Origin of the sequence: Dactylosporangium sp. NPDC006015 (assembly GCF_040614215.1) — a bacterium.
GTDB classification, from domain to species: domain Bacteria; phylum Actinomycetota; class Actinomycetes; order Mycobacteriales; family Micromonosporaceae; genus Dactylosporangium; species Dactylosporangium maewongense.
The window spans coordinates 680,456-703,043 of the sequence record NZ_JBEXUD010000002.1 but is presented as its reverse complement, the minus strand read 5'-3'; the positions used below and the strand labels follow the sequence as shown (position 1 = coordinate 703,043).

21 protein-coding genes are annotated in these 22,588 nt (G+C 70.5%); 15 read left to right on the top strand and 6 right to left on the bottom strand.

Going from position 1 to position 22,588, the window contains the following annotated elements:
- Positions 1-272: MerR family transcriptional regulator (locus tag ABZ321_RS06215; RefSeq protein WP_354889688.1), on the top strand; the 272-nt coding region annotated here is incomplete at its 5' end.
- A 122-nt stretch (positions 273-394) separates the two neighbouring features.
- Here the strand turns inward: ABZ321_RS06215 and ABZ321_RS06210 are convergent.
- Complete coding sequence (locus ABZ321_RS06210; RefSeq protein ID WP_344508543.1) at positions 395-829, bottom strand: DUF5318 domain-containing protein; 435 nt, start codon at positions 827-829, stop codon at positions 395-397.
- 185 nt (positions 830-1,014) lie between these two features.
- Here ABZ321_RS06210 and ABZ321_RS06205 point away from each other — a divergent pair, with 185 nt between their 5' ends.
- Together ABZ321_RS06205 and ABZ321_RS06200 are read left to right on the top strand one after the other, a co-directional pair.
- Positions 1,015-1,614: a PadR family transcriptional regulator gene (locus ABZ321_RS06205; protein WP_344508541.1), complete on the top strand. Its 600-nt coding sequence runs from the start codon at positions 1,015-1,017 to the stop codon at positions 1,612-1,614.
- A gap of 23 nt (positions 1,615-1,637) precedes the next feature.
- Entirely contained in the window at positions 1,638-2,717 is a 1,080-nt protein-coding gene (locus ABZ321_RS06200; protein ID WP_344508618.1) for an inositol-3-phosphate synthase, read from the top strand.
- Positions 2,718-2,784: 67 nt separating this feature from the next.
- On the opposite strand, the gene ABZ321_RS06195 is transcribed toward ABZ321_RS06200, so the two are convergent.
- The gene (locus tag ABZ321_RS06195; RefSeq protein ID WP_354889686.1) at positions 2,785-3,270 is read right to left on the bottom strand and encodes a methylated-DNA--[protein]-cysteine S-methyltransferase; all 486 of its coding nucleotides are present in this window, start codon (positions 3,268-3,270) and stop codon (positions 2,785-2,787) included.
- Positions 3,271-3,350: 80 nt separating this feature from the next.
- Between ABZ321_RS06195 and ABZ321_RS06190 the strand changes: the two genes are divergently transcribed.
- The 3 genes from ABZ321_RS06190 to ABZ321_RS06180 all read left to right on the top strand — a co-directional run bounded on the left by ABZ321_RS06190 (position 3,351) and on the right by ABZ321_RS06180 (position 6,915).
- Positions 3,351-3,857 carry an NfeD family protein gene (locus tag ABZ321_RS06190; RefSeq protein ID WP_344508537.1) on the top strand — a complete coding sequence of 169 codons (507 nt, stop codon included), beginning with the start codon at positions 3,351-3,353 and terminating at the stop codon, positions 3,855-3,857.
- Between the two features lie 34 nt (positions 3,858-3,891).
- A complete protein-coding gene (locus ABZ321_RS06185; RefSeq protein ID WP_344508535.1) occupies positions 3,892-5,418 on the top strand; it encodes an SPFH domain-containing protein in 1,527 nt (508 codons plus the stop codon).
- A 129-nt stretch (positions 5,419-5,547) separates the two neighbouring features.
- The gene (locus tag ABZ321_RS06180; RefSeq protein WP_344508533.1) at positions 5,548-6,915 is read left to right on the top strand and encodes an MFS transporter; all 1,368 of its coding nucleotides are present in this window, start codon (positions 5,548-5,550) and stop codon (positions 6,913-6,915) included.
- A 1-nt stretch (position 6,916) separates the two neighbouring features.
- On the opposite strand, the gene ABZ321_RS06175 is transcribed toward ABZ321_RS06180, so the two are convergent.
- Entirely contained in the window at positions 6,917-7,873 is a 957-nt protein-coding gene (locus ABZ321_RS06175; protein ID WP_354889683.1) for a hypothetical protein, read from the bottom strand.
- Positions 7,874-8,093: 220 nt separating this feature from the next.
- On the opposite strand from ABZ321_RS06175, the gene ABZ321_RS06170 reads away from it, so the two are divergent.
- Together ABZ321_RS06170 and ABZ321_RS06165 are read left to right on the top strand one after the other, a co-directional pair.
- Positions 8,094-9,233, top strand: a complete 1,140-nt coding sequence (locus ABZ321_RS06170) for a glycosyltransferase (protein WP_354889681.1) — start codon at positions 8,094-8,096, stop codon at positions 9,231-9,233.
- A gap of 233 nt (positions 9,234-9,466) precedes the next feature.
- Entirely contained in the window at positions 9,467-10,630 is a 1,164-nt protein-coding gene (locus ABZ321_RS06165) for a peptidylprolyl isomerase (protein WP_354889680.1), read from the top strand.
- Here the strand turns inward: ABZ321_RS06165 and ABZ321_RS06160 are convergent.
- A complete protein-coding gene (locus ABZ321_RS06160; RefSeq protein WP_344508525.1) occupies positions 10,617-12,119 on the bottom strand; it encodes a CCA tRNA nucleotidyltransferase in 1,503 nt (500 codons plus the stop codon). The genes ABZ321_RS06165 and ABZ321_RS06160 overlap by 14 nt on opposite strands.
- Positions 12,120-12,300: 181 nt before the next feature.
- Between ABZ321_RS06160 and murJ the strand changes: the two genes are divergently transcribed.
- The 7 genes from murJ (at position 12,301) to ABZ321_RS06125 (ending at position 20,286) form a co-directional block, all read left to right on the top strand.
- A complete protein-coding gene (murJ, locus tag ABZ321_RS06155; RefSeq protein WP_344508523.1) occupies positions 12,301-14,160 on the top strand; it encodes a murein biosynthesis integral membrane protein MurJ in 1,860 nt (619 codons plus the stop codon).
- A 311-nt stretch (positions 14,161-14,471) separates the two neighbouring features.
- Positions 14,472-16,007: a protein kinase family protein gene (locus tag ABZ321_RS06150; RefSeq protein WP_344508521.1), complete on the top strand. Its 1,536-nt coding sequence runs from the start codon at positions 14,472-14,474 to the stop codon at positions 16,005-16,007.
- Between the two features lie 37 nt (positions 16,008-16,044).
- The gene (gene sigM / locus ABZ321_RS06145; protein WP_344508519.1) at positions 16,045-16,677 is read left to right on the top strand and encodes an RNA polymerase sigma factor SigM; all 633 of its coding nucleotides are present in this window, start codon (positions 16,045-16,047) and stop codon (positions 16,675-16,677) included.
- Positions 16,674-17,585 carry a hypothetical protein gene (locus tag ABZ321_RS06140; RefSeq protein WP_354889677.1) on the top strand — a complete coding sequence of 304 codons (912 nt, stop codon included), beginning with the start codon at positions 16,674-16,676 and terminating at the stop codon, positions 17,583-17,585. Before sigM ends, ABZ321_RS06140 begins: the two co-directional genes overlap by 4 nt.
- Positions 17,586-17,683: 98 nt before the next feature.
- A complete protein-coding gene (trxB, locus tag ABZ321_RS06135) occupies positions 17,684-18,610 on the top strand; it encodes a thioredoxin-disulfide reductase (RefSeq protein WP_354889675.1) in 927 nt (308 codons plus the stop codon).
- Positions 18,611-18,656: 46 nt separating this feature from the next.
- Entirely contained in the window at positions 18,657-18,992 is a 336-nt protein-coding gene (gene trxA, locus ABZ321_RS06130; protein ID WP_033359929.1) for a thioredoxin, read from the top strand.
- Between the two features lie 136 nt (positions 18,993-19,128).
- Complete coding sequence (locus ABZ321_RS06125; RefSeq protein ID WP_344508511.1) at positions 19,129-20,286, top strand: N-acetylmuramoyl-L-alanine amidase; 1,158 nt, start codon at positions 19,129-19,131, stop codon at positions 20,284-20,286.
- A gap of 99 nt (positions 20,287-20,385) precedes the next feature.
- Here ABZ321_RS06125 and ABZ321_RS06120 read toward each other — a convergent pair whose 3' ends face one another.
- Positions 20,386-21,063, bottom strand: coding sequence for a GNAT family N-acetyltransferase (locus tag ABZ321_RS06120; RefSeq protein WP_344508509.1), 678 nt, complete (start codon positions 21,061-21,063; stop codon positions 20,386-20,388).
- Between the two features lie 152 nt (positions 21,064-21,215).
- Complete coding sequence (locus ABZ321_RS06115) at positions 21,216-22,085, bottom strand: hypothetical protein (protein WP_344508617.1); 870 nt, start codon at positions 22,083-22,085, stop codon at positions 21,216-21,218.
- Between the last annotated feature and the right edge of the window lie 503 nt (positions 22,086-22,588).

The window sequence follows — 22,588 nt, the reverse complement described above, 5'->3', positions numbered from 1 at the left end:
GCTACGACCACGACTCGCTGGTCCGGCTGGAGTTCGTGCGCACCCTGCGGGAGCTCGGGCTGGACATCGCGACCATCAAGCGGGTCCTGGCCCAGGGCAGGCGGCGGTGGCAGGGGCGGCACGCCGAAGTCGTCACCGTCTGGTCCCGGAAAGGATCCAGGAACCTGCGCCCGGCCCGAGGGGGAGTTGGTCGGGTCACCGTAGTTCATTCGTCCCACCTTGCCGGTTGCGTCGTTGTCGCATGCTCCGTCGCCACCATGTCTGTGAGCTGAGGCACTCGTCGGTCAGGTCTCAAAGTCTGCGGTCCCGGGCGTCAAGCGGCCGTGAGGCCGCGAGAGGTCACCGCTCGTCAGGGCATCGATGCAAATCGGCCCGCAGCGATCGCGGGCCAGGTTCACTCGGCCGCCCCTCCTCGGACCCGCGTCGTTGACCGACCGCCGGCTCCATCGTCCGATCCGGCCGTCAGGCCGTCGCGCCCCAGCAGATATTGCTCCACGAGGTGGTTCCAGCCGCAGGCGCGACAGACCTCCACCACGTAGACGTGAAACTCACTCAGCGTCATCGCCAGGAGTGGCAGCTCGGTCAGGCGGCGAGCCTGACCCGACGACTGCCGCAGCTCATCCCCATAGATGTAATGCACATGGGTGAGGTTCTCCCGGCGGCACACCGGGCACAGCTCCTCCGTCGGCTCGCCGTGGAACTTCGCTGCGCTCTTCAGGTATGGCGACGCGTCGCACACCTCATAGGTGCCGACACGCCCGGAATGCACCTCACGCAGCAGGGCGCGTCTCCGCAAGGAGAAGTCGACCACCTGACGCTGGGTACGCATGCGCCGAGGGTACGCGGTCCCGCGCCGCTCGGCGACATCGGTCACGATCGGTAACCGTCGGATAGACGATCAGAGGTGTGGTCCAGGCCACTTGGTCACGCGCGTTGCATCCGTTCGGCTGGGGGCCTACCGTTGCGATGTATCGGGCCGATACATCGGATCGGGTAAACGGAGGGAGGCCGGGAATGCTCGAACTGGCGATCCTGGGTCTCCTGCACGAGTCCCCGATGCACGGTTACGAGCTGCGTAAGCAGCTCACGACCAAGCTGGGCGCGTTCCGGGCCGCGATCAGCTACGGCTCCCTGTACCCCACACTGCGCCGTCTACAGACGGACGGCTGGATCACCGAAGGTGCCCCGCCGACTGGCATGCCGGCGTCACCCGACGAGGTCCCGTTGCTCACTGGCAAGCGCGGCCGCGTGGTCTACACGATCACCGCCGAGGGCAAGGAGCGCTTCCAGGAGCTGCTCACCGCCGCCGGGCCCGAGACCTACGACAGCGAGGCCGGCTTCGGCGTCCACTTCGCCTTCTTCGCACGCACCGACCCGGCGACCAGGCTGCGGATCCTCGAGGGCCGCCGTCGCCGGGTGGAGGAGCGTCGCGAGGGCATGCGTGACGTGCTGAGCCGGGCCGCGGAGCGGCTCGACGCCTACACCCTGGAGCTGCAACGCCACGGCCTGGACGCGTGCGAGCGCGAGGTCCGCTGGCTCGAAGAGCTCATTGCGAACGAACGCAATGGCACCACCCCTCAGCCGCCTTCGGCAGATCCGGAGCGGTCATCGTGAACAACAAGAAGGAGGCATCCGCGATGGGCTCCGTCCGCGTTGCCATCGTCGGTGTAGGCAACTGCGCCTCGTCCCTGGTCCAGGGCGTGGAGTATTACCGCACCGCCGACCCGAATGACCGGGTACCGGGTCTCATGCACGTCAAGTTCGGCGACTACCACGTCGGTGACGTGCAGTTCGTCGCCGCGTTCGACGTCGACGCGAAGAAGGTCGGCCAGGACCTCGCGGCCGCGATCAGCGCCAGCGAGAACAACACCATCCAGTTCTGCGACGTGCCGCCCACCGGCGTGACCGTCCAGCGCGGACCGACCTTCGACGGCCTCGGCCAGTACTACCGCGAGATGGTCGACGAGTCCGACGAGCAGCCGGTCGACGTGGCCGCCGCGCTGCGCGAGGCTCAGGTCGACGTGCTCGTCTGCTACCTGCCGGTCGGCTCGGAGCAGGCCGCCAAGTACTACGCCCAGGCCGCCATCGACGCGGGCGCCGCCTTCGTCAACGCGCTCCCGGTGTTCATCGCCTCCAACCCGGAGTGGGCGCAGAAGTTCACCGACGCCGGGCTGCCGATCGTCGGCGACGACATCAAGAGCCAGGTCGGCGCCACGATCGTGCACCGCGCCCTCGCGAAGCTGTTCGAGGACCGCGGCGTCGAGCTGCTGCGCACGTACCAGCTCAACTTCGGCGGCAACATGGACTTCATGAACATGCTGGAGCGCACCCGCCTGGTCTCGAAGAAGATCTCGAAGACCCAGTCGGTGACCTCGCAGATCCCGCACGAGATGGCGAAGTCCGACGTCCACATCGGCCCGTCGGACCACGTGCCGTGGCTCGACGACCGCAAGTGGGCCTACATCCGCCTCGAGGGCAAGTCCTTCGGCGACACCCCGCTCAACGCGGAGCTGAAGCTCGAGGTCTGGGACTCGCCCAACTCGGCGGGCGTCATCATCGACGCGCTGCGCGCCGCGAAGATCGCCAAGGACCGCGGCATCGGCGGCCCGATCCTGTCCGCGTCGAGCTACTTCATGAAGTCGCCGCCGGTGCAGTACAACGACCACGACGCGCACCAGTCGGTCGAGCAGTTCATCGCCGGCGAGATCGAGCGCTGAACCACTCCTTATAACTAGGAACATAACTGGGAACGCCCCTCTCCGGACCACCGGAGAGGGGCGTTCCTCATGACAGGCCGAACTCGCGCTCGATGCGGACCTTGGCCTCCAGCTCCAGCAGCACCTTCTTGCGCCAGATGCCGCCGCCGAACCCGACCATCTTCCCGTCGGCGCCGACCACGCGATGGCACGGCACGATGATCGGCAGCGGGTTGCGGTTGCAGGCGACCCCGACCGCCCTGGCCCCGTCCGGCTCGCCGACCGCGGCGGCGATCTGCCCGTACGTGCGCATCTCCGCATACGGAATGGCCCACAGCGCCCGCCAGACGGCCCGCTCGAACTCCGACCCGCCGCGCACCGACAGCGGCACCGTGAACGGCGCCGACTCCCCGCCGAAGTAGCCGGTCAGCTCCTCGACGGCCCGCTCCAGCACCGGATCGCCGGCGGGGGCGAGCGGACCCGCCGCGCCGCCGAAACGCACCGAGCACACACCGGTGTCGTCCACCGCGATCCCGACCGAATCGATCGGCGCCTGCATCTCCGCCCAACGCACGCGTCAATTGTGCCCGAAAACGCGAGTGTCAGATTTGCGTCGGATGGATACCCTGCTAGTTCCAACGGGGAGGGGGCGCGATGGATGTGGTGTTCCTGGTCGTCGGCGGCCTGGGTGTCCTCGTGCTGGCCCTGTCGCTGTTGCTCGGCGACCTCTTCCATCTCGACGTCGACCATCCGGACGCCGGCGGCCTGTTCTCATTGCCGGCAATCGCCGGGTTCATCGGCGCGTTTGGATTCGGCGCGGCGATCGTGTCGGCGCTCGGCGTCCCGGGGGGCTCGGCCGTCGCCGCCCTCTGCGGAATCGCGGCGGCCTTTCCGACGGCCTGGTTCGCGACCCGGCTCGCCCGGATGGCGATGAACATGCGTACCGACGCGACACCGACGCAACGGGACATGATCGGCACCATCGGCGTCGTCGTCACCCCCATCTCCGTGAACGGTTTCGGCGAGGTGCGGATATCCCTCGGCGGACAGCCCGTGAAGCTCAGCGCCCGCGCGGACCATCCGATCGCGCTCGGCGCGCGGGTCCTCGTGGTGGAGGCGACCAGTTCCACCAGCGTGATCGTCGAAGAAACCCCTTTGTAGGTCGAGTAAACCCTTTTCAAGAAGGGACGTACATATGAATACGGTCCTGCTCATCGCGATCGGCGGCGGCGTGCTGCTGATCCTCTTCCTGATGCTGTTCATCGTCGCGCGGATCAAGGTCGCCGGCTCGAACGAGGCATTCATCATCACCGGCCGCAAGGGCAAGTCGGTGCAGGCGCTCGACGGGTCGCGCTCCACCGACCTGTCCGGGCAGAAGGTCGTCATGGGCGCCTCGGTGTTCGTGGTGCCGATCGTGCAGAAGCTGCAGGTCCTGGACCTGTCCAGCCGCCGCATCCACGTCGAGATCACCGGCGCGGTCAGCAAGCAGGGCATCCGCGCCAACCTGCAGGGCGTCGCGATCGTCAAGGTCGGCGGCACCGAGGACGCGATCCGCGCCGCCGCCCAGCGGTTCCTCAACCAGCAGCAGGGCATCGACCTGTTCACCAGCGAGGTACTCGCCGGCGCGCTGCGCTCGATCGTCGGCCGGCTCACCATCGAGGAGATCATCCGGGACCGGACCGCGTTCGCCAGCGCGGTCGCCGAGGAGGCGGAGCACTCGCTGACCAACCAGGGTCTGGTGCTCGACACGTTCCAGCTTCAGGACATCCTCGCCGACGGGTCCTACCTGAAGGATCTCGGCCGCCCGGAGGCCGCCCGCGTGCTGCGGGACGCCGCGATCGCCGAGGCGCACGCACGCCAGGCGGCCGAGTCGGAGCGGCTCAAGGCGGAGGAGGCCATCGCTGAGGCCAACCGCAACCTGGCGCTCAAGCAGGCCTCCATCCAGGCGGAGATCGACGCCGCGAAGGCCCGGTCCGCCGCGGCCGGCCCCCTCGCCCAGGCCGAGCGCGAGCAGATCATCCTGGCCGAGCAGCAGAAGGTCGCCGAGCGCAACGCCGAGCTCAAGCAGCGCCAGCTCGACACCGAGGTCCGCAAGCCGGCCGACGCCGAGCGCTACCGGGTGGAGCAGGAGGCGGAGGCGGCGAAGAACGCCGCGATCTTCAAGGCCGACGCGCAGCGGCAGTCCGTCATCGCCGCGGCGCAGGGCTCCGCCGAGCAGGCCCGCCTCACCGGTGAGGGCGAGCGGTCCCGCCGGGCGGCGCTCGCCGAGGCCAACGCGATCGAGGGTGCCAAGGAAGGTGAGGCGGAGCAGCGCCGGCGCGTCGCGATCGCCGAGGCCCTGGAGCGGGAGGGTTCCGCCGAGGCGTCGGCGATCCTGGCCCGCGGCCAGGCCGAGGCCGAGGCGATGAAGCTCAAGGCGGACGCGTTCGCCGCGTACGGCGAGGCCGCGATCCTGGACCTGCTGGTGCGGGTGATGCCGGAGGTGGTCAAGGCCGCCAGCGAGCCGATGGCCAACATCGACAAGATGACCGTCATCTCCACCGACGGCGCGTCGTCGCTGACGAAGTCGGTCGCCGGCAACGTCGCCCAGGGCCTGCAGCTCAGCACCGACCTGACCGGCATCGACCTGGCGAAACTGCTCGGCCGCCTCAGCGGCATGGTCGCGGACGAGCCCGCCAACGGCCGCGCCGCGGTCGAAGCGCCGAAGCCCCGGCAGGCCTGACAGACTCCGTCGACGGCCGAGCCGCCGTCGACTCGCCGGAGCCGTGGGTGAGCCCGCCGACCGCGGGCCCGCCCACGGCCGAGGTACGGTCAAGCCGCCAAAGGCCTGAACGAGCCGTAGGCTTTTGGCGTGTCCACCGCCACCGCAGCCGCTCATCCACAGTCCCACTTCGTACGGGCGGTCCTGCGGCAACGTGGCTTCCGCCGCCTGCTCGGCGTGCGGATGGTGGCGCAGATCGGCGACGGCCTGTTTCAGGGCGCGCTGGCCGGCACGGTGTTGTTCAACCCGGAGCAGCGCGCCGGCGGCATGGCCATCGCCGCCGGCTTCGCCGTCCTCCTGCTGCCGTATTCGCTGATCGGGCCGTATGTCGGGGTGTTCCTCGACCGGTGGCGGCGGCGCACGATCATCCTGCGGGCCAACCTGCTGCGCGCCGTCCTGGTGCTGCCGATCGCGCTGTACATCTGGCAGGGGCACGAGTCGCCGGTGCCGTTCCTGCTGGCGCTCGTGGTCACCGGGTTGAACCGGTTCTTCCTGGCCGGGCTGTCCGCGGCGACTCCGCACGTCGTCGACGACCACATGCTGGTGACCGCCAACTCGTTCGCCGCGACGCTCGGCTCGCTCAGCTTCTCCCTCGGCATCGGCGTCGGCGCGACGCTGATCAAGACGGTGCTTGCCACGTCGTTCCACGGCTACGCGCTGGTCGCCTCGATGGCGGCCGCCTTCTACCTGGCGTCCGCGCTGATCGGCCGGTCGTCGTTCGCCGCCGACGAATTGGGGCCCGACGCCGCGCAGCAGACCAAGGGCTCGATCCGGCAGGCGGTCGGCGAGGTCAACCGCGGCACCGTCGCCGGGGTCCGGCACCTCGCGGCAAAGCGCGGCGCCGCCTATCTCGTCCTGGTGCAGGCGGTGTTCCGGCTGCTGTACGGCGTGGTCCTGCTGGCCTGCCTGCTGCTGTTCCGCTCCGTGTTCAACACCGGCAGCGAGGTCAGCGACTCCTTCGGTACCATCGCCAACGCCTTCGCCGCAGGCGGCGTCGGGATGCTGCTGGCGTCCTTCGTGACCCCGCCGGTGGCCCGCCGGATGGGCGGCTGGCGCTGGGTGACGGTCGTGCTGGCGGCCACGGGCGCGGCGATCCTCGGCTTCGGGCTGCCCTTCGACCCGGTGCTGCTGCTCGGGGCGGTCTTCGTCACCAGCCTCGCGGCCCAGGCGATCAAGATCGTCACCGACACGTCACTGCAGCACGAGTGCGCCGACGAGTTCCGCGGGCGGGTGTTCAGCATCAACGACACCGCGTTCAACATCATGCTGGTCGCCGGCATGTACATCGGCGCGCTGACCCTGCCCTACACCGGCCAGTCGGCGGTGGTGCTCAGCGGGGTGGCGATCTGCTACGTGCTGACCGCTGCGGGCTACGCGGTGCTCGGCGGCCGGTGGGCCCGCCGGGTCGGCGACGACATCGCACAACCCGGCGGGAAACGCCTCACGTCTTTGGCCTGAGCTAGCTGGCCTTCTTCGCCTGCACCTGGGTCGTCGTGTTCGAGAACGACAGGTTGTTGCCGCTGCACGTGTACTTGCTCGGCGTGTCGTCGGCGGAGAACGCGTCCTCCTCGCTGGAGCCGGTGGACGGAACGGCCGTCACCATCTTGCCGGTGGCCTTCACGTCCTCGTACACGATGCTGCCGCTGGTGGTGTGCACCTTCGCGGTGACGGTCGCGTTGACCGTGACCGTCACGGCGACCGGCGTGCCGGAGACCGTCGGGTTGGCCTTGTAGAGGCTGTTCTCGTAGGTCTCGGTGTAGTTGCCGTCGGCGTCGAACTTCAGCTTCGAGCCGTTCTTGTCCAGCGTGAGCTTGAGGCCGCCCTCGACGCCCGCCATCGGTACTTCCTGGCTGTAGCTGGTCGTCGTCCAGGTGCCGATGAGGCAGGTGTCGATCGCCGCGCTCGGCTTGGCGCTCGCCCCGGCGCTCGCACCGGCGGTGGTGGTCTTGCCCGGGTCGGCGACGTTCTTCGGGTCGTCGTCCTTGCGCAGGGCGACCACGGCGACGATCGCGATCACGAGGACCACGACCACGCCGGACAGCGCGATCAGCGGCATCATGAACTTGTTGCGCCGCGGCGGGGTCGGCGACGCGCCGTACTGACCGCCGTAGGTCGCCGGCGGGAACGCCGGCGGTCCGCTGACCTGGCCGGGGTAGGCCGGTCCGCTGACCTGGCCGGGGTAGGCCGGTCCGCTGACCTGGCCGGGGTAGCCCGGCTGGCCGCTGACCTGGCCCGGGTAGCCCGGCCCGCTGACCTGCTGGTCGGGGAACGAGGGTCCGCTGCTTTGGTAGCCGGCATAGGGCGCGCCGTACGAGTCGCCACCGTAGGGCGAGCCGCTCACCGGCGGTTGCGGCGCCTGCGGGACGCCTCGATAGGTGCGGCACTGCGTGCAGTAACCGTTCGTATCAATGCCCATGCCGCCGCATGTAGGACACGGCTGCATGTCTGCCTCCAGAGTTTGTTCAGGGGTGGCCGGACCCACAACCGGGGAGCGGCCGAAAGGGGGGAACGTGTAGCGACGGTAGCTGACCGGGTCTACGTGCAGAACCGGCTGAATCGCCACATGCACGACGCAACCGGGGTCAGAGTTCTGACAGCGTTGAACCTGCCAGGAGTCCTCCAGGAGAATGTGAGCCGTGCCTCAGCCGCTGGTCGTCGTCTTTGCCGGAACGTCGTGGGACGGGGTGACCGGCTCTGACCGGCTGCTCGCCTCGGCGCTCACCTCACATGCTGACATTCTCTGGGTCGATCCGCCGATCTCTGCGGCGACTCCGGACCGATACCGTTACGGCGCCTCCCGCCTGGGCGTCTCCCCGCAGATCCGTCAGGTGTCCGACGGTGTGACGCGGCTGACGCCGCGGGTGCTGCCGCTGCACACCCGCCCCTACATCAAGGTCAGCACCGCGGCGCTGATCCGCTCGCAGACCCGCTGGGCGCTGCGCAAGCTCGACCGCCGGCCGGCCGCGGTGATGGCCTGCAACCTCGTCGACGTCCTGCGCAGCTGGGGTCCCGGGGTGGCCAAGGTGCTCTACGGCACCGACGACTATGTCGCCGGCGCGGAGCTCATGGGGCACGACGCGGCGCGGGTCGCCGAGGACGAGCGACGCCAGTTGGACAACGCCGACCTGGTCGTGGCGGTTTCCACGGTACTGGCGGAGCGCTGGACGGGACTGGGCGCCAAACGCGTCGAGCTGATCCCGAACGGCGTGCAGACCTCGGCGTACCGGACCCCGGGCGAGCCGGCCGCGCTCCCGAAGCCGCTCACCGGGCCAGTGGCGGGGGTGATCGGCCAGTTCTCCGACCGCACCGACTTCGAGCTGCTCGCCGCCCTAGCCGACGACGGAGTGTCGCTGCTGCTGGTCGGGCCGCACGACGCCCGCTGGGAGCCGGACCGCTTCCCGGCGCTGACCGAGCGGCCCAACGTCGTCTGGGTCGGGCGGCAGCCGTTCGAGTCGCTGCCGACGTTCCTGCGGCACATCGACGTGGGCGTCACGCCGTACCGTGACACGCCCTTCAACCGGGCGTCGTTCCCGCTCAAGACGCTGGAGTACCTCGCGGCCGGGAAGCCGCCCGTGAGCACCGACCTGCCGGCGGTGCACTGGCTCGACACCCCGCTCGTGCGGATCGCCGGCACTCCGAAGGCGGTGGTCGCCGCGGTACGGGAGGCGGCGGCCGAGGCGCACGACCCGGCGCTGGTGGCCCGGCGGCAGGCGTTCGCCGAGCAGCACTCGTGGGCGGAACGGGCGAAGGCGTTGGCGGTGGCCCTGCCGCTTTGAACCGTTTGTAATCGTATGATCACATAATGTCATCACCTCCACCGCCTTTGTCCGCTTCGCCGCCGGATCCCGATTCCGGGCACGACCCTCGAGGCGCTCGCGACCCTCGCGGCGCTCAGGACCCTCGCGGTCCACGTCGGTTCGAGCTGGAGTCGGGTCCGCCGGCGCGGCCGTCGCTGCCGTCCCGCGCGCACGATCCCGACGCGTACGAGGAGTACGAGTACCGGGAGCCCGTGTACGGGTTCCCGTCCTTGGCGTCGGCCGCCCATCAGCCTTCGTCCGAGCACGAGGTGCCGGACTACGAGCCGCCGCGGCCCGGTGCGCCGCGGCCGCAGGAGCTCGCCGAGCCGTTGCCGCCGTCGGCGCCGGACCCGACCCTCCCCGCGTGGCTGCGGCCGGCGTACACCGCCGATGACGTGCCGGACTTCCATCCGCCGGGCGAGTCCGCCTATGGCGCTTCCCCCAGCGCTTCCCGCGGCCCCTCCTTTGATCAGCAGCCACCCGGTCCCGCCGGGCCCGCCGCTGGTCCGGCCGGTTCCGGCCCTGGCCCTGGCTCTGGCCCTGGTGGTCCGCCCGGGCAGCGCAAGCGGCGGCGCTGGGTCATCCCCGTCGTCGGTGGGGCCGCCGCGCTGCTGATCCTGAGCGGAGCCGCCACCGTCCTGCTGTACGTGCGGGCCAACGACTCGGTCGACACCACCGCCGGTCCGGTCGTCTCCGTGGCGGCGTCGACGGCGGAGACGGGCACCCAGAGCGCACCGAGCGCCGGCGACGGCACGAGTCGCGGTCCCGCGGCCGGACCGAACGGCGCGGCATCCCCGTCGGCTCCCGGTGCGGGCGTGACGTGCACGTACTCGCCCGCGGACCGCGGCGGCGGCGAGCCCCGCCTGGTGGCCACGCCCGCGCCGCGCGCGACGCTGACCGGCAAGCCGAACGCCACGCTGGAGACCAACCTCGGTGCGATCGGGATCCAGCTGTACGCCGACCGGGCGCCCTGCACGGTCAACTCGTTCGTCCACCTGTCCCGGGACGACTTCTACAGCGACACGCCCTGCCACCGGCTCACGACCGAGGGGCTGTGGGTGCTGCAGTGCGGCGACCCGGGCGGCACGGGGACCGGCACGCCCGGCTACCAGTTCGGCGAGGAGAACCTGCCGACGACGCTGCCGCCGTACCCGCGGGGCACGCTCGCCATGGCGAACGCCGGGCCGGGCACGAACGGCTCGCAGTTCTTCATTGTCTACAAGGACAGTGCCATCCCGCCGGACTACTCCGTGTTCGGCCAGGTGACGAGCGGTCTGGACCTGCTGGACCGGATCGCCGCCGCCGGCACCACCACGGGGGGTGCCGACGGCGCGCCGAAACTGGCCGTGAAGATCACGGAGATCAGGGTTTCGTGAGGCCCTCGGCGGCAGCCCAGCGCAGCAGCTCGGCCTCGGCCTCGTCCCGGTCGAGCGGGCCGCGCTCCAGCCGCAGCTCTTTGAGGTGCCGCCAGGCTCGACCCACGAGCGGGCCGGGCGGCACCCCGAGCAGTTCCATGATCGCGTTTCCGTCGAGGTCGGGCCGGACGCGGGCCAGGTCCTCCTCGGCGGCGATCCGGGCGATCCGGGCCTCCAGCGCGTCGTAGTCGGCCGCGAGCTGCGCCGCCTTGCGCCGGTTGCGGGTCGTCACGTCCGACCGGGTCAGGCTGTGCAGGCGCGACAGCAGCGGCCCGGCGTCGGTCACGTAGCGGCGCACCGCCGAGTCGGTCCACTCGCCGCGGCCGTACCCGTAGAAGCGCAGATGCAGCATGACCAGCTCTGAGACGTCCGAGATCACGTCCTTGGGGAACTTGAGCGCCTTCATCCGCTGCTTGGTCAGCCGCGCGCCCACGACCTCGTGGTGGTGGAAGCTGACGCCGCCGTCCGGGCCGACCGCCTTGGTCGCCGGCTTGCCGACGTCGTGCATCAGCGCGGCCATGCGCAGCGTGAAGTCCGGGCCGTCGCTCTCGTGGCCGATGGCGTTGCGGACGACGATCAAGGTGTGCTCGTAGACGTCCTTGTGCTGGGCGTGCTCGTCGATCTCCAGCTTGAGACCGGTCACCTCCGGCAGGAACGTCTCGGCCAGGCCGGTGTCGACCAGCAGCCGCAGGCCCGTGATCGGGTCGGCGCCGCACATGAGCTTGACGAACTCGTCGCGGATCCGCTCGGCCGTGATCCGTGCGAGGTCGCCGGCCATGGCGGTCATCGCCGCCCGTACCTCGGCCGCGACGGTGAACTGCAGCTGCGCGGCGAACCGTGCGGCCCGCAGCATCCGCAGCGGATCGTCGGCGAACGACTCCTCCGGGGCGCCCGGCGTGCGCAGGACACGCTCGGCGAGGTCGGTGAGGCCGCCGTACGGGTCGGTGAACTCGTGCCCCGGCACCGAGACGGCCATCGCGTTGACGGCGAAGTCACGGCGGCGCAGGTCGTCGACCAGGTTGTCGCCGTACTGGACGATCGGGTTGCGGCTGACGCGGTCGTAGGCGTCGGCGCGGAACGTGGTGACCTCGATGCGCAGGCCCTTGCGGGCGAGCCCGATCGTGCCGAACTCCTGGCCGGTCGTCCACACCGCCTCGGCCCAGCCGTCGATGATCCGCAGCGTCTCCTCGGGCCGGGCGTCGGTGGTGAAGTCCAGGTCGTCGCCGAGGCGCCCGAGGAGCGCGTCACGCACCGAACCGCCGACGAGGTGCAGCTCGTGCCCTGCCGCAGCGAACCGGCGGCCGAGCTCGTCGGCGACGGGGGAGACGCGCATCAGCTCGTGCACGGCACGGCGCTGGGCGTCGGTGAGGGCGCGGGTGCTCCCGGCGCGCGCGGCTTCGGCCCGTGCGGCTTCGGCCCGAGCGGCGTCGGTTCGTGTGGTTTCGGACATCGGTCGGTGAGCCTATCGCGAGGGCATGTGCGGTGGGCAAGGAGCGGACACCGAGGGTAGTCGCCGTGTCGGCGACCGGTCTCGCGATTTGTCGGCTCCTCGGTCGGGCGGTGGAAATGTCGGGGGGTGCCACTATGGTCTGTGCTGCGAGCGTAAGCACGGCCGAGTTGGGGTGTGGCGGATGGACCCGGCAGACGACGGGCGCTGGAGCAACGAGCCGACGGCGGTGCTGCGGCCGGTGACCGGGGGCGCCCACAGAGCGCCTGACCCGCACGGCGACCTGCCGACCCAGCCGCTCGACCCGGCCAACGCGCCCACGGTCAGCCTGCCACTGTTCACGCCCGCCCCCGAGGTCACCTCGGACGCCCCTCAGGTGGAGCAGTCGGTGCCGGCGCCCGGGCCTGCTTCCGGGCCCGGCGACGACGAGAGCACCGGCACGGTCGTGCGCAACAGCAGCACCATGGCGATCCTGAGCCTGGTGAGCCGTGCCACCGGCTTCCTGCGGGCCGCGGCGATCTCGGCCGCGATCGGCGGTTTCGCCGTCGGCGACGACTACACGCTGGCCAACAACCTGCCCAACCAGATCTATGAGCTCCTGCTCGGCGGCGTCCTGGCCAGCGTGCTGATCCCGACGCTCGTGCGGGCGCGCAAGCAGGAGCCCGACCGGGGCGAGGCCTATGCGCAGCGCCTGCTGACCCTGGCGGTGGTCTCGCTCGGCGCGGCGACGCTGGTGGTGGTCCTGGCCGCGCCGCTGCTCACCGCGGTCTACACGGTGGGCAACGACCGGGTGACGGCGACCGACCGCGACCTGATCACGCTGCTGGCGTATCTGCTGCTGCCCGAGATCTTCTTCTATGGGCTGGCCGGCATCTTCGCCGCGATCCTCAACGTGCGGGGGCACTTCGCCGCTCCCATGTGGACACCGATCCTCAACAATTTCGTGATCATCGCCACGGCCGGCATCTTCGTGCTGCTGCCCGGCCCCAACCTGCCGACGCCCGAGTCGATCACGCTGCCGCAGGTCCTGGTGCTCGGCATCGGCACCACGCTCGGCATCGTGATCCAATCGCTGGGCCTGTGGCCGGCGATGCGCAAGACGGGCTTCCGCTGGAAGTGGCGCTTCGACTTCGGCAAGCTCAACCTGGGCGAGCTGGCCCGCCTCGGCACCTGGATGCTGCTCTACGTCGGGGTCAACCAGATCGGCATCACGGTCGTGATGGTCCTCGCGAAGAACAACTCCCTGCGTGGCGGCGACGGCCCCGCGATCTTCAACAACGCGTTCCTGATCTTCATGATGGCCCACGGCATCGTCGCCGTCTCCGTGATCACCGCGCTGATGCCGCGCATCTCGTCCGCCGCGGCCGACGGCAGGTTCGGCGACGTCACCGACCAGCTCTCCCAGGGCACCCGGCTGGCGTCGGTGATCCTCATCCCGGCCGCCGCCATCTACCTGGTGCTGGGCCAGCCGCTCGCCGTCACGCTGTTCAACTGGGGGCAGTATGACTACGACACCGCCCTCGCGACCGGCTGGGTGGTGAGCGCGGCGGGGCTGGGCCTGCTGCCGTTCGCGCTGAGCCAGATGCAGACCAGCGTCTTCTACGCGATGCGCGACACGCGCACGCCCGCCCTGGTCAACATCGGCGGCGTGGCCGTCCGACTGCTGCTGGACGTCGCCTTCTACTTCGTCCTGCCGATCGCGGCCGTGACGGCCTCGCTGATGGTGGGCACGGCGCTCTCGTTCGTCGCGGCCCTGGTGATGGGCTACTGGCTGCTGCGCACCCGCCTGGGCCGGCTCGGCCTGGCGAAGGTCGCCGACACCCTGGGCCGGCTCGCGGCCGCCGCGGCCGTCGGCGGTGTCCTCGCCCTCGCCGTCTCCTGGGCCATCGGCAAGATCCTCGACCCGGGCAAGATCACCAGCTTCGTGCAGCTCCTCGTGGGCTGCGCCGTCCTGCTGGCCGCCTACGCTGCGACCGCCCTGGCCCTCCGCGTGCCCGAGGTCCGTCAGTTCGCCGGCCTGATCAAGGGCAAGCTGGGCCGATGACCGTCCTCAAACCGGTTCCCGGGGCGGAGCGCTTCCGGGTCCGTCGAGTCGCGCCGTTCCCCGCCGGTGGGCGGATCGCGAGACGGGGCGAGCCGGTGAAAGGCGGGTGAAAGGTATATGACCGCTATGTCCAGGCATGGGTGATCAATTGGCATCGCCGTGGGTGGTCCGGAGAAGATGACGTGTCGGAACCCTTAGACCTGACCGGTAAGGTCAACCTCGACGCCCCGCCGGAGCGCTTAGGCTTAGTGACTGCGACTCGCGTTACGACGGACGCCCCAGGTGAGCACACGAATCGGAAGGGAGGACGGGTGGCTGAGCTCGACGAAGGGCTGGAGGCCTCGGGAGGAATTCCGCAGGTCCTGACCTTCGGCACCCCATCCGTCGGTGAAATCCTTGCCGAGCGATACCAGCTCGAAGAGCACATCGGCAACGACTCATTGGGCCGTCAGCTGTATCGCGGGATCGACGTGATCCTGCGGCGGCCGGTGGCGGTCGTCTTGCGCTACCCCGGTGGGGAGAGCGCCAAGGAGATGCTGGGCGCGGCCGTGGCCGCCAGCCGGATCGTCCACCCGCACCTGGTCGGCGTCTATGACGCGATCGACGAGGGCCACCGGGCCTATGTGGTCCGGGAGTGGGTCGACGGGATCGCGCTGCGCGAAATCGTGGCGTCGGGTCCGCTGGACGCGGGGCGGTCGGTGGCGATCGCGTGGGCCGTCACGGACGCCGTGGCGTCGCTGCACGGGACGGGGATGGCGCACGGCAACGTGCACCCCGGCACGGTGCTCGTCGCGCACGACGGACGGGTCGTGCTGACCGACGCGCGGGCCGACGACCTGGCGACCCCCGAGACGGACATCCGGGCCATCGGTGCGGTGCTCTACTGCGCGCTGACGGGATACTGGCCGCACCGCGAGGCCGGCACCTATTCGGTGCCGGACGGCGTGCGGGACAGCTCCGGCGCGCTGGCGGCGCCGCGGCAGGTGCGGGCCGGCGTGCCGACGCATCTCGACTCGCTGGTGACGGACCTGCTCAACCCTGACCTGCCGCTGCCGTCGGCGGAGTCGCTCGCCGGGGAGCTCGCCTCGTTCGGGCAGTTCGACGAGAGCGACCTGGCCGAGGGCGGCGCAGAGCGCGGCGGCGAGCAGCTCGACTTCGAGGCGTTCGACGCCGCGTCGCAGTCCACCGCGCCGCCGAAGCCCGCAGGGCGGAAGCTGGCCGTGGGCGTCGTGGGCCTGCTCGTGCTGGCGCTGGCCGGCACGCTCGCCGCGGCGAAGGTCCTCGGCGACCCGGCGACGCCCAGTGAGACGCCCCCCTCCACAGCGGGCAGCAGCGCGCCGCAGCAGGCGAAGCCGCCGGCCGGCCAGCCGACGGTGCTGACGCTCAAGTCGTCCCAGGTCCGGATCGTCGACCCGAAGGGCAACCGGTCCGAGGTCAAGGACGCCGAGAAGACGATCGACGCCAACACCGAGACGACCTGGCGCACGGAGCGATACCCGAAGGCCGACTTCGGTGGCAAGAAAGACGGCATGGGCGTCTGGCTCGACCTCGGCGAGGCGAGGCAGATCGTGTCCGTGGAGGTCAAGCTCGCCACCCCGGGGGCCAGCGGTGAGCTGCGCACCGGCACCACCGACTTCGGTAGCGGCGCCACGCAGGACCAGCAGACCGTCGACCAGTACAAGGTGGTCGAGAACACGGCGAAGGCCGCGATGGACCCCACGAACCTGTACGTGGGTCCGGCGCAGCCGACGCGCTACCTGCTTGTCTGGATCACGAAGTTGCCCAAGGAGAGCAGCGGCAGCGGTTATCGAGTTGCCATCGCCGAGATAACCGTTCGAGTCCAGTAGTCCCCACAAGCCGTTCGCGGTCGATAAGGTGCCAGCCGTGGAGGCGGAGCCGGGCGTGCGTCAGACGCCGGATGACACCGCGCTTCTGCATGCCCACGCCGCGGGCGATCCGTACGCGTTCGCGGAGATCGTCCGGCGGCACCGTGACCGGCTGTGGGCGGTCGCCCTGCGGACCCTGGGCGACCGCGAGGAGGCCGCTGACGCGCTCCAGGACGCGCTGCTGTCCGCGTTCCGGGCGGCGGGCAGCTTCCGGGGCGACTCGGCGGTCACGACGTGGCTGCACCGCATCGTGGTCAACGCCTGCCTGGACCGGATGCGGCGCCGGCAGTCGCGGCCGACCGTGCCGCTGCCCGAGACAGACGTCACACCCGCCCCGGCGACCGACCGCGACACGGCCATGGACGTGCAGCACGCGCTGCAGCAGCTGGCCGTCGACCAGCGTTCGGCGCTCGTGCTCGTCGACGTGCAGGGATACTCCGTGGCCGAGGCGGCCGTGATCCTGGGCGTCGCGGAGGGCACCATCAAGAGCAGGTGCGCGCGCGGGCGGGCCCGCCTCGCTGTGATGCTCGGCCACCTGCGGAACCCGGTCGGCACCGGCGGCGTCCCATCACCGAGCAGCGCTGAGACAGCGACTGGAGCCGCGGCGATCAGGAAGGAGGGCGGCTCGTGACGATGTTCTCCGACGCCGACTTCGACCTGCTCGCCGACTTCGTCGGTGGCGCGCTGGACGGCACCCCCGAGGCGGACGACGTGCGCCGCCGGGTCAGCACCGACGCGAGCTGGGCCGAGGCGTATGCGGCCCTCGTCACCGCCGAGGTGGCCGTCCGGGACGAGCTGACCGCCCTGGGCGCCGAGACGCCGGCCGTGCCGCCGGACGTCGAGCACAGGCTGAATGCCGCGCTGCAGGCCGCGGTCGTCGCACCGACCTCCGACGCACCGGTGCTCGACCTCGCCCGGGCCCGCGAGGCGCGCCGGCACCGGCGGCAGCGGTGGGCGGTCGGGCTGGCGACGGCCGCCGCGGTGCTGATCTGCGGCGGGTTCGGCGTGAGCCTGGTCGTGAGCGAGCAGACCATCACCAACAGCCCGGGCATGTCCGCGGCCGACGGCGGCAGGAACAACGGCGCGGCGCCACAGGTAGGGCCCGCTTCGAGCTCGGGCGGCACCAGGGCGTCCACCCGCTCCGACGCCGCCCTCGTGGCATCCGGCCAGGACTACGGGCCCGGCACGGTCGGCCAGCTGGCCCTGGGGTCGCCATCGTCCGCCGCGATGATGCCCGACGTCGAAGGCAGCCGCGGCACCGACGTGGCCAAGTCGGCGAAGCCGCCGGCCGGCGTGCCTGAGGCGTTGCGGCGGCTCACGGACCCGGTGGCCAGGGCCGCCTGCCTCAACGCCGTGGTCGGGGAATACGGTGGTCAGGTGGCAGTGGTCGACTACGCCCGGTTCGAGGGGAAGCCGGCGCTGGTCGTCATCGTCGACGGCACGCGGGTCGGGGCCGGCAAACGTCTGGTCATCGCGGTCGGGCCGGACTGCGGCATCGGCGGGGCGATCGCCGACGAGCTTTACCGCGGCACTGTCTGACCGTAGTGGTGATGTGGCACACGCGTCACCCCACAACGGGAATCATCGGTTCGTAGGATGACGTTTTGCTGGCACAGGCTTAACTCGAGGAGTCGACCGTGGACGAGGTCCGCAACCTGATCATCGTGGGGTCCGGCCCCGCCGGGTATACGGCTGCCGTCTATGCGGCCCGGGCCAACCTCAAGCCGCTGGTGATCGAAGGCGTCACGTCAGGTGGCGCGCTGATGACGACCACCGAGGTGGAGAACTTCCCCGGTTTTCCCGACGGCATCCTCGGCCCGGAGCTCATGGACAACATGCGCAAGCAGGCCGAGCACTTCGGGGCCGAGTTCGTCACCGACGACGCGACCCGCGTGGCCCTGGAGGGCCCCGTGAAGAGCGTGTGGGTCGGCGAGACCGAATACCAGGCCCGCGCCGTCATCCTGTCGACCGGCTCCGCCTGGCGCCCGCTCTCCGTCCCGGGGGAGCAGGAGCTGCTCGGGCGGGGCGTGTCGTCCTGTGCCACCTGTGATGGTTTCTTCTTCCGTAACGAGGACATCGTGGTCGTCGGCGGCGGTGACTCGGCGATGGAGGAGGCGACGTTCCTCACCCGGTTCGCCAAGTCGGTGACGATCGTGCACCGGCGCGAATCGTTCCGTGCCAGCAAGATCATGGCGGAGCGCGCGCTGGCCAACGAGAAGATCCAGGTCCGGTGGAACAGTGTGGTGACCGAGGTCCTCGACCGCGGCGGCCGCGTCGGCGGCCTGCGCGTGCAGGACGTCAACACCGGCGAGGAGACCGACCTCGAGGTGGCCGGCGTGTTCGTGGCGATCGGCCATGACCCGCGCAGCGAGCTGTTCCGCGGCCAGGTCGAGCTGGACGACGCCGGCTACGTGAAGGTGGCGTCGCCGAGCACCCGCACCAACATCGAGGGCGTGTTCGCCGCCGGTGACCTGGTCGACCACACCTACCGGCAGGCGATCACCGCCTCGGGCACCGGTTGCGCGGCAGCCCTCGATGCCGAGCGCTACATCGCCACGCTGTAACTCAAACGCGGAGCACGACAGTTTCACAACAGGTAGAGGAGTGCGCATGGGAGCCATCCAGCCGGTCAGCGACAAGACCTTCGAGGCTGACGTCCTCAAATCCGATATTCCGGTTTTGGTGGACTTCTGGGCTGAGTGGTGCCAGCCGTGCCGGAAGATCGAGACGATGCTCAACGAGATCGCCGTGGGCGACCTCGCCGACAAGGTGAAGATCGTCAAGGTCGACATCGACAGCAACCCGGAGACGGCCCGCGCTTACCAGGTGCTGTCCGTCCCGACACTCACCGTGTTCAAGGACGGCGAGCCTTTCCGGTCGGTCGTCGGCGCGAGCCCGAAGAGCGCACTGGTGCGGCTCATCGAGTCTGCGCTCGAGCCAGCCTGAGGCCAGCCACAAGCATTGATGCGCCCCGCCTTCAGGTAAGGCGGGGCGCGTTTTCGTCAATGGCCGCGTGATGACGCGTCCCTGTGCCGTGAGCGGTACGCTGCGGTGCATTCGCTGGCTTTTTCAGGAGGACCACATGCGGGCAATCCGGCGCGGGGCGCGGGGAGCGGCGGTCGCCGAGATCCGCAGCATTCTTGTCGTGCTGGATCTGCTGGCTGACACCGCACCTCAGACCGATCCCGAGTTCGACGAGGCCACCGAGCGCGCGGTCCGCGCGTTTCAGCAGAGCCACGGCCTGACGGTCGACGGCGCGGTCGGCGACGAGACGTGGCGGTCCCTCGACGCGGCGCGGTGGCGGCTGGGGCAGCGGGCGCTGTTCCACACCGTCGGCGACCCGTACATCGGCGACGACGTCCGTCAGTTGCAGGAGCGCCTGCTGGAGATGGGCTTCAACCCTGGACGCGCCGACGGGATCTACGGCAGCCGCACGGCGCACGCCGTCGCACAGTTCCAGCGCGAGGTCGGCCTGCGGCCCGACGGCGAGTGCGGGCCGGCCACGGTCGGTGCGCTGCGCCGCCTCGGCCGCAAGGTGATCGGCGGCCGCCCGCAGCTGCTCCGCGAGGCGGAGGCCTTCCGCGCCTCCGGCCCGACCCTGCTCGGCAAGCGCATCGTCATCGACCCGGGCCACGGCGGACCCGACACCGGGCACGTCGTCCCCGACGGTCCGCTCCGGTGGGCGGAGGCGGACCTCGTATATGACCTCGCAGCCCGTCTGGAAGGCCGTCTGGCGGCCGCGGGCATGCGGGTGAACCTCACCAGGGGTCCGCAGCCCACGGCGGCTCTCAGTGACCGTGACCGGGTCCAGCTGGCCAACGAGCTCGGCGCCGACCTTCTCATCTCGATCCACCTCGACGGCTACCGCAACCCCGAGGCCGAGGGCGTCGCCACCTACCACTACGGCACCGTCTCCGGCCCGACGTCGATCGTCGGCGAGCGGCTCGCCAAGCTCGTGCAGCGCGAGATCGTCGTCCGCACCGGGCTCCGCGACTGCCAGACGCACGCGAAGACGTGGGAGCTGCTGCGCCTCAGCCGGATGCCCGCCGTCCGGGTGGACGTGGGCTACCTGACCTCGCCGACCGACCGCGAGCGGCTCATCGACCCGGCGTTCCGCGAGCGGGTCGTCGAGGCGATGATGGCCGCGGTGCAGCGCATGTACCTGCCGGTCGAGATCGACGTGCCGACCGGCTCCATCGACGTCAGCCTGCTGCGGGCCCTGACCAACAACGCCGTCTGAGGCGCTTCCAGCGCCCACCAGTGCCTCCCAGGCCGCCGTTCAGGCCGGGAGGCACTGTTCGTCTTGGACGGCCCTTCAGGGCCGCGTGGTCCGGGCCTCTCAGGGCTGCATGGTGCGGGTCGCCGGCCGCACCGGCAGCACAGGGCGGAGCAGCGACTCGGGGCTCATCGAGCCGAGCAGCTTCTCCAGCGCATACTCGACGTCCGACTTCCACGACAGCGCGGTGCGCAGCTCCAGCCGCAGCCGCGGGTAGCGGGGGTGCGGCCGCACGGTCTTGAACCCGATCGAGGTGAAGAAGTCCGCCGGCGCGAGGCAGCCCTGCTCGTTGCGGCCGGCCTCGTCGACCTCGCCGAACTTCGCGTCGCCGAACGCCTCGATCGCCTTCACGCCGCGCTTCGTCAGGTCACGCGCGACGCCCTGGACGAGCATCCGCCCCAGCCCGCCGTCCGCGAACGGCTGCACCACGTGCGCGGTCATCAGCAGCACCGCGTCGGGTGACACCGGCGAGGTCGGGAACGCCATCGACCTCGGCACGTACGCCGGGGGAGCGAACATCACGAACCCCGCCGGCATCCCGTCGACATACACCAGCTTGCCGCAGGAGCCCCACTCGAGCAGCGTCTGCGACACCCAGGCCTCTTTTTCGAGGCCTGGGTCGCCGTTGGCGCAGGCTCTGTCGGCGGCTACCGGGTCGAGCTCCCAGAAGACGCAGGCACGGCACGATCGAGGTAGATCCTCGAGGGTGTCGAGCGTCAAACTCACGAGACGTCGCGACATTGGCCCATCTCCGCGCGCGCTGCTTACGTACGGTCAACCGTCATGATGGTACGCACCGATCACGGGCCGCGGGAGTCATCCGGCGAGAGTTCCTCGATCGGCGCCGCCCCTGCGGCTCATCTGCCTCAGCAGCACCGTGCGCCGCGGCCAGGTCACAGGGCGTCTGGCTCCTTCTTGTCCAGCACCGGCGCCGCATCTCCTCCTTGGGAAGGCGCCGCCGCCGCACCTGACCCCGCTGCACCCGGCCCCGTGGCCGCTCCGGTCGCCGCTGCCGCGCCGGGCGCTGCTGGGCCGGATGTCGCTGGACCGGGAGCCGCTGCGCCCGCTGCGGGCGTTGTGGTGCTTCCGGCCGTACCGACGCCGCCATCGCCGACAGAAGGCTCGCTCGCCGCCGCCGGCTCCGGCGGGTCCACGTGAATCCCCGCGTCTCCGAGCGCCGCCTCCTCGCGGAACCGCGCCGGCGCCGTCCAGTTGATCCGCGGCGGCTCGGCGAGGGGTCGCCCGCCGAACTCCGCAAGCCAGGCGGCGACCAGCGCCAGGTTCTCCCGCCACTGGTCTTCCGGGATCGGCGGCAGGATGTCGTCCCACAGCGCGAGGAACGTCCCCTGCAGTTGCAGCCGCCCGTACGGCCGCGCGAGGAACCACAGGTGCAGGTGCGCGGCGCCGTCGCCCCACCGGTTCACGTGGACGCGCGCCACCCCGTCGAGCGACCGGATCGCCCGCTCCAGCCGCACCGTCATCACGCCGAGCTCGGCGGCGAGCATGTTGGGCAGATCGCCGAGGTCGAGGTGCGACCGCGACTCGAGGATCAGCACGGCCGGCAGCCCGGTCGGCCGGTCGAGGCTGCGCACCCGCCACCGGTCGCTTACCCAGATGTATGCCTCGTCCGGCGCACCACACGCCCGACACTCCGCCGGGTTGTCCCCATGCCGCGGCGGCTCGATCGGCACCGGGTCGAGCAGACGCTTCACCCGGAGGTCACCCTCGAACGGGAACGTGGGCCAGTAGGTAAACGAGGGCAGCTGCGATGGCGTCTCGGGCACGAGCCGACCCTAGCCCAATCGCAACCCCGCTGTCCGCACCCTGTGGACAGTGCACCCCAGGGACCTTCGTCCACAGGCACCTAAGCCCTCTACCACGCGGTTTCACGTGAAACGGCGAGCCTGTGGATAACCCCTGTGGATAAAGTTCCCCCAGAACGATCCTGAGGCGGAATCCAAACACCCCAAGATTTCGCCCCCAGCCGTTCTGATTGGCGTTTTCGGCGTTTGTACGACTAGCGCCAGCCCGTCGCCCGTACCCGGCCGCTCCGGCGGCACCCTTCGCAAGTCATTCAGACACACCGCCAAGCGCTGCTACGGTCAGCGCGCCCCCTCACCCACCCGACGGGCCACGACGGCCCTCCGGTCGAGCGTGACCGTTCCGTAGACGCGCCCGATCGCCGCGACCACATGCGGACCCTCTCACCGACGCGACCGACGTCAAACAGCCGCACGTTCTTGCTCGAAGCCACGCCCCCCGTCGT